The sequence below is a fragment of the Chryseobacterium sp. WLY505 genome, assembly GCF_030846215.1.
GTDB lineage: Bacteria > Bacteroidota > Bacteroidia > Flavobacteriales > Weeksellaceae > Chryseobacterium.
Window position 1 is genome coordinate 249,860 of the sequence record NZ_JAVCWI010000007.1, and the last position, 6,664, is coordinate 256,523.

Below are 6,664 nucleotides of genomic sequence, written 5' to 3' on the forward strand. Positions count from 1 at the left end.
TAAGAAAAGAAAGACTCGATAAAATGAAGTTTAGACTATTACCCATCATTATGTTTGCTGCTTCTGCACATTTTTATGGACAAGTAACTCCACAAGACAGCACAAAAGTAAATAATGCTGTACATGCAGAAAATGAGGCAGGAACTTATACACTTAAAGACATCGTTGTAGATGGGGTAAAAAAATATACACCCGCTCAGATCTTAAGATTTACGGGCCTTACAAAAGGAGAAAGTGTAGACATTCCAGGACAGAAAATCAGCAATGCTGTAAAAAAACTTTGGGACACCCAATCTTTTTCTGAAGTGGAAGTTTATGTTCAAAGCATTGAAGGACAAACAATCGTTCTGAAATTTTACCTGCAGGATCTGAAAGAACTTGGAGAAGTTAAATTTTCAGGAAAAGGTATTGGTAAATCTAAAAGTGAAAAACTGGCAAAGGATAACAACCTGAAACCAGGAACTAAGATTACGCAGAACTTAATTTCAAGCCTTAAAACCAATGTCCCTAAAGACTACATCAAAAAAGGTTTTGCAGATGCTAAAATCACTATCCAGGATAAAGTAAATGCTGGAGATCCCGCATTGGTAGACTGGACAATTAATGTAGATAAGGGTAAAAGAATTAAAATTGATCATATTGAATTTGAAGGAAACGATAATGTAACCGATAGAAAGCTTAGAAATAAAGCTTTTAAAGAAACAAAGCAAAAACGTTTCGGTATCGGCGGAATATTGAAGTCCTCAAAATTCATTGAAGATAAATATCAGGAAGACAAACAAAGTCTTATCAGTTATTACAACTCCCTTGGATACAGAGACGCTAAAATTGTTTCAGATTCAGTATGGAGAAACAAAAGAAATAACTACGAAATCAATGTAAAACTTAGCGAGGGTAAAAAATATTATATCGGCGATGTTACATTCACGGGTAATACAGTATACTCTACAGAATATTTACAGAGATTATTAGGATACAAGAAAGGGGATATTTACGATGCAGTAGGTTTCAACAAAAAAGTTGGTGAAGACGGAGGTAAAGAAGATGATTCAGATATTAAGTCTGTTTATATGAACAACGGTTACCTTTTCTCGAATGTAACACCGGTTGAGAAATCTGTGTCAGGAGATGCCGTAAATCTTGAAGTCAGAATTAATGAAGGAGAACAGGCTACCTGGAATAAAGTAACATGGCAAGGGAATACTACAACCCATGACCATGTAATTCTTAGAGCACTTAGAACAAAACCGGGTGAGCTATTCAAAAAAACAGAAATTAAGAGAACCTATTTTGATTTAGCAGGAATGTCATTCTTTGACCCGCAGCAGGTGGGACAGGATATCCAGCCAAATCAGGTGGATAATACTGTAGATATCAACTGGAAGCTTGTAGAAAAAGGATCTTCACAGGTTCAGTTACAGGCAGGTTACGGTGGTAACAGCTTTATCGGTACTTTAGGATTAACCTTTAATAACTTCTCATTAAAGAATTTCCTTAAGTTTAAAGATTTCAAACCCGTACCTCAGGGAGACGGACAAACGTTCTCTATTCAGGTGCAGGCAGGACAGTATTTCCAGAACTATGGAGTATCATTCTCAGAACCTTGGCTATTTGGTACAAGACCAACAGCACTTTCTGTAAGTTTGAATAACTCAAGAGTTAGATATACAGATCAATATGGAGAAGCCCAGAAATTGAACATCTTCTCTGCTTCAGTAGGATTAAACAGACTATTGAACTGGCCGGATGACTATTTCTCTCTTTATACTGGTTTACAGTTCCAGAAGTATGACTTCAAGAACTATCCATTCCAGTTTGGAGATACCACAGAAAATAACGGTACTGCGAATAACTTCAGTATCAACTTAGGACTGAGCAGAAACTCAGCAGGTATTGACCCGATTTTCCCAACAATGGGATCCAATATTGAGCTTTCAGCAAAACTGACTCCTCCATACTCATTGTTCAAGAAGAAAGATTACTCCACAATGTCACCTATTGACAAATACAAGTGGATGGAATTCTATAAAATCAAGTTCAAAGCAGATGTTTACAATGAAATCATTGGAAAACTTGTCTTGAGATCTTCTGCAGAAATGGGATTCATGGATGGATATAACAGCCAGTTAGGTGCTCCGCCATTTGAAAGATTCTATATGGGAGGTACAGGTCTTTTCGGAGGTCGTTATGACGGTAGAGAATTGATCCCTCTGAGAGGTTATGAAAATGCCACTACAGAAGGAGGTCAGGGAGAAGATATTACACAGAAAGGAGGAGGTACAATCTATAACAGATTTACTTTGGAACTGAGATACCCGATCTCAATGAGCCAGACTGCAAAAATCTATGCTTTGACATTTGCTGAAGGAGGTAACGTATGGAATTCATGGAGTTCTTACAGCCCGTTCCAATTAAAAAGATCAGTCGGAGTTGGGGTAAGAGTTTATATGGGAGCATTTGGATTGATCGGATTCGACTTTGCACTAGGTCTTGATAAGACAATCTCAGGTGATAAGTCTGGATGGAGAAACCACTTCTTGATGAACCAAACATTATAATTACAGATATGAAGCACTTTAAAATAATTTTCACATTCGCATTACTCTTGCTTTTCGGGTTGAACAATGCCCAGAAAATCGGAGTAGTGGATACTAATGAAATTTTAAATAAATTACCACAGTATAAAGAAGCTGAAGCAAGATTAAATTCTCAGATCGATACCTGGGAGTCTGAACTTCAAAGCCTTCAGTCTGAATATGAAAGAAAAAAGGCTGCTTTTGAAAGTGAAAAAGTTTTATTGATTGGTGACCAGCTTAAGCTTAGAGAAAAAGAAGTTACCGATCTTGATAAAAATATTAAAACAACAACAAGTTTACGTTTTGGCGCTAACGGCGAAATTACAAAACTGAGAACAAATCTTGTTCAACCTTTTCAGGATCAGATCTGGGGAGCCATCAAAACAATGTCCGAAAAAAATGGCTTGGGCATAGTTCTTGATAAAAGCAATAACATTAGTGTTATTTTCCTTCAGTCAAAATATGATTATACCGAAAAAGTATTATCTATTTTATTAAAAGGAACAGACAAGAAGGAAAAAACAAATAGCAAAGGCAAAAAATAATAAGAGAATTAACTTTTGCTATATTTTAAAATCTAAAAACAAATTAAATTATTTATTTACCAGTTATGAAAAAATTAAGTGTATTATTTGCAGCAGTAATGATGGTTGTATCTGTAGGTATGGCAAAAGCTCAAAAAATTGCTACTTTAGATGTAATGGGAGTTCTTAACGCAATGCCGGAGAAAAAGAAAGCAGATGCTGATCTTAAAACATTCTTAGATACTAAACAAGCTGAGATTAAGAAAAAAGCTGACGCAGCTCAAACTAAATATCAGCAATATCAAACTGAAGCTCCTAAGAAAACAGCTGACGAAAACACAGCAAGAGAAGCAGAAATGAAAAAATTAGCTGAAGAAATCCAGCAAATGCAGGACAAAGCTCAAAAAGATCTTCAAGCTAAGCAAGATGTAGCTTTCGGTCCTATTGAGAAAAAGCTAAATGATGCAGTAGAAAAAGTAGCTAAAGCTAATGGTTATGATTATATTATGGATGCAAACTCAACAGCATTTCTTTATAAAGCAGGACCAGACGCAACAGCAGCTGTGAAGAAAGAATTAGGAATTCAATAATTTCAGCAAATTAACAAAGATTTATAAAACTAACCACCTCTTTTAGAGGTGGTTTTTTTATTTTTGCGGAATGGAAAAAGAAGTATCAACTACAGTCAAAGTTAGGTTCAGCGACTGTGATCCGATCGGACATTTGAATAATGTAAAATATCTCGAGTATATGTTCAATGCCAGAGAAGATCATGTAGAAACATTTTATGGATTTACTTATGAAGAATATACCAAACAAACCGGCTGTACCTGGATTGCTATTCAAAATGAAATCGCCTATCTGAAAGAAGTAAGATATAATACACAGGTAGTGATCAGCAGCAAGACCATCGATGTACAGGATAGAACGGCAAAAGTTGAAATTCTGATGAAAAGCCTTGATGAAAAAACGATTCATGCTGTACTTTGGGTAACCGTTATTTACTTTAATGTCAAGACAAGAAAATCGGAAGTTCATCCCGAAGATATCAAAGAAATTTTTGATAAATTCTATGTAGATCTTATCCAGAAAGACTTCCAGTCAAGAGTGAAGTTCTTAAGATCTCAGAATGCCAAGAACTCTTAACCCCATTTCTATTGAAGGTTCCAATTTAAAAATTAATAATAAACAAATGAAAAAAATAGCAGTAATAGGGAGTAACGGCCAATTAGGAAACTGCATAAAGAAGATTGCCCCGGATTTTGAACATCTGTATGAATTCTTATTTACAGACTCATCCACTTTAGATGTTACCAATGAAGAGCAGGTGAATGATTTCTTTTATGATAACAAACCTGATTATTGCATCAATGCTTCTGCATATACCGCCGTTGATCTGGCAGAAAAGGAGAAAGAAAAAGCCTTTGCCGTAAATGCTGATGGAGTGGCTCATCTTGCTCAGGCATGTGCAGATTATAAATCCGTTCTGATCCATGTTTCTACAGATTATGTTTTTGACGGTACCACAAATCTTCCATACGCTGAAGATGACTTTACAAACCCGATAGGAGTATATGGCGCATCAAAAAGAGAAGGAGAGGAGCTTGCGCTGGAAATCAATCCAAAAACAATCATTCTGAGAACTTCATGGCTGTATTCTGAATTTAATAAGAACTTTGTGAAAACAATGTTAAACCTTTTCTCTCAAAAAGAAGAGTTGGGAATCGTTGCTGATCAGTTTGGACAGCCTACTAACGCAAATGATCTGGCAGAAGCTATGATGAGGATTATTGAAGCTCCACAGAAAACTTATGGAATTTTCCACTTCTCAAACTATCCGGAGACAACCTGGTTTGAGTTTGCCAGAAAAATTGCTGAATTTTCAAAGTCATCGATAAAATTAAATCCTTTAACAACTGAGCAGTACCCGACTCCTGCCAAAAGACCTGTAAGAAGTACCATGTCTTTAGACAAAATAGAGGAAGTTTACAAAATAGAACCCAAACATTGGGAAAACAGTCTTGAAGAATGCGTTGATATCCTTTCACACTAATACTATATATATGAAGAATATTGCAATCCTCTTTTCCGTGTTATGTGTCCAGCTGTGGAGCGCGCAGAATGTTTATATGACCAGAGTTGAAAAGACAAATGACAACTCAGATAAATTTTTGTTCAGAAAAGAGACCGCTGCCACGGATGCTATTTATTTAGGAGAAGTAGAAGTACAGGGATTTTCAAAAGATGATGCACTCATATTTTCGCTGGTATATAAAAAAGCAAAAGAGATTGGTGCCAATACATTCGAATTAAAACCTTTCGAAAATGTTGATGGTACACCTCAGGCATTCAATGCTGCCAATTATAAAATCGCTTTATATTATACACCCAAAGAAAAATTAGCAGCAAAGCATGGTGAGATGTATATTTTTGCCTCTTCTGAAAAAGATCAAAAGATCAACATCAACCGTAAAGACTATACAATCTCTCCCAGATCTTTTTTAAAATTAAAAATTGTCCCGGGAGAAATCTATACCATCTCAACCAAAAAACTTTTAGGCTCTACGGTGAAAGTTCAACCGAAAGCTAATGATGATAACCTTTATTTTCAGGTTTCTTCTCTAAAAGTAAAATCAGACAACTCAGGAGTAGGAGGGTTAAATCTAAAATCAGGCGATATCATTGGTCTGGAGAAATCTTATGCAGAATTTTTGAGTGTAATCTACAAAGAAAACAAACCTTAGAAGCAGTCTATATAAACAATTGTAGGTTTTGCCCTATATAAATCAACAAAGGAACGGGTTGCAGCCCGTTCTTTTTATAATCTTTATCCCCGACTTTATCCCAAATGTATTTCCAGCTACACTTTGTACAGGTTTTATTGGAAATTTCTTCTTATCTTATTATATATATCAATAGAAACGGTTTATAATCCTGAGTTTATCTGAAGGAATCCCATTTAATAAAGACAACCCCTCCATTTAATTTCAATTCAAACCTAAACCTTATTATTATATATACCTTATTTTCGTCCTTCCACACCCCAAAACCCGCATCCCGCACCCCGAATCATCCCCTCTCACCCTCTCCAACACACAAACTCTCCAACACACAAACTCTCCAACCCTCCCACGCTCTCACCCCATCCTCCAAACAAATGTTTAAAATTTTTCATCCTGCCTTCCAGTGTATTAGGGTAAAATCCGCTCCGAATATGAAATTTATGTTAAATAAACTTGCGTGGTGTATGGGAAGTTTCTATCTTTGCCCCACTGAAAAACGAAAGACATTCAGTAGCGCAGAAGAGCCTTTAGATAGGCAGAAACGATATTACTTCAAAAAAGAAACGGACGAAAAAAAAAACTTTAAAACTTTTTGTAAAAAAAGTTGCCGGTTTAAAAAGAGTTTGTATCTTTGCAGTCCCAATTAGAGGGAGCGCAGGAGTATAGGGATTGAAGGTTTGAGAAGAATTAAGGTTACTTAAAAAACTTTAAAATTTTCTTCAAAAACATTTGGTCGATTAAAAATAAAGTTTTACTTTTGCACTCGCAAATACGGAGCGAC

At 35.9% G+C, this 6,664-nt stretch carries 6 protein-coding genes; all 6 read left to right on the top strand.

Annotation, left to right across the window (positions count from 1 at the left end; translation table 11 throughout):
- Positions 1-23: 23 nt before the first annotated feature.
- The 6 genes from bamA (at position 24) to RAH34_RS15905 (ending at position 5,844) form a co-directional block, all read left to right on the top strand.
- Positions 24-2,558, top strand: a complete 2,535-nt coding sequence (gene bamA / locus RAH34_RS15880) for an outer membrane protein assembly factor BamA (protein WP_114821726.1) — start codon at positions 24-26, stop codon at positions 2,556-2,558.
- 8 nt (positions 2,559-2,566) lie between these two features.
- Entirely contained in the window at positions 2,567-3,121 is a 555-nt protein-coding gene (locus tag RAH34_RS15885; protein ID WP_079244001.1) for an OmpH family outer membrane protein, read from the top strand.
- Positions 3,122-3,186: 65 nt separating this feature from the next.
- Entirely contained in the window at positions 3,187-3,690 is a 504-nt protein-coding gene (locus tag RAH34_RS15890) for an OmpH family outer membrane protein (RefSeq protein WP_105684212.1), read from the top strand.
- Between the two features lie 70 nt (positions 3,691-3,760).
- Positions 3,761-4,246 carry a thioesterase family protein gene (locus RAH34_RS15895; protein WP_062675928.1) on the top strand — a complete coding sequence of 162 codons (486 nt, stop codon included), beginning with the start codon at positions 3,761-3,763 and terminating at the stop codon, positions 4,244-4,246.
- A 46-nt stretch (positions 4,247-4,292) separates the two neighbouring features.
- Positions 4,293-5,153, top strand: coding sequence for a dTDP-4-dehydrorhamnose reductase (gene rfbD / locus RAH34_RS15900; protein WP_114821727.1), 861 nt, complete (start codon positions 4,293-4,295; stop codon positions 5,151-5,153).
- Positions 5,154-5,163: 10 nt separating this feature from the next.
- Positions 5,164-5,844: a hypothetical protein gene (locus RAH34_RS15905; protein WP_306596759.1), complete on the top strand. Its 681-nt coding sequence runs from the start codon at positions 5,164-5,166 to the stop codon at positions 5,842-5,844.
- The last annotated feature ends 820 nt before the right edge of the window (positions 5,845-6,664 follow it).

Bases quoted from the DNA above. Each gene is read 5' to 3' on its own strand.
- bamA (WP_114821726.1), top strand. From the start codon at position 24: ATGAAGTTTAGACTATTACCCATCATTATGTTTGCTGCTTCTGCACAT.
- RAH34_RS15885 (WP_079244001.1), top strand. From the start codon at position 2,567: ATGAAGCACTTTAAAATAATTTTCACATTCGCATTACTCTTGCTTTTC.
- RAH34_RS15890 (WP_105684212.1), top strand. From the start codon at position 3,187: ATGAAAAAATTAAGTGTATTATTTGCAGCAGTAATGATGGTTGTATCT.
- RAH34_RS15895 (WP_062675928.1), top strand. From the start codon at position 3,761: ATGGAAAAAGAAGTATCAACTACAGTCAAAGTTAGGTTCAGCGACTGT.
- rfbD (WP_114821727.1), top strand. From the start codon at position 4,293: ATGAAAAAAATAGCAGTAATAGGGAGTAACGGCCAATTAGGAAACTGC.
- RAH34_RS15905 (WP_306596759.1), top strand. From the start codon at position 5,164: ATGAAGAATATTGCAATCCTCTTTTCCGTGTTATGTGTCCAGCTGTGG.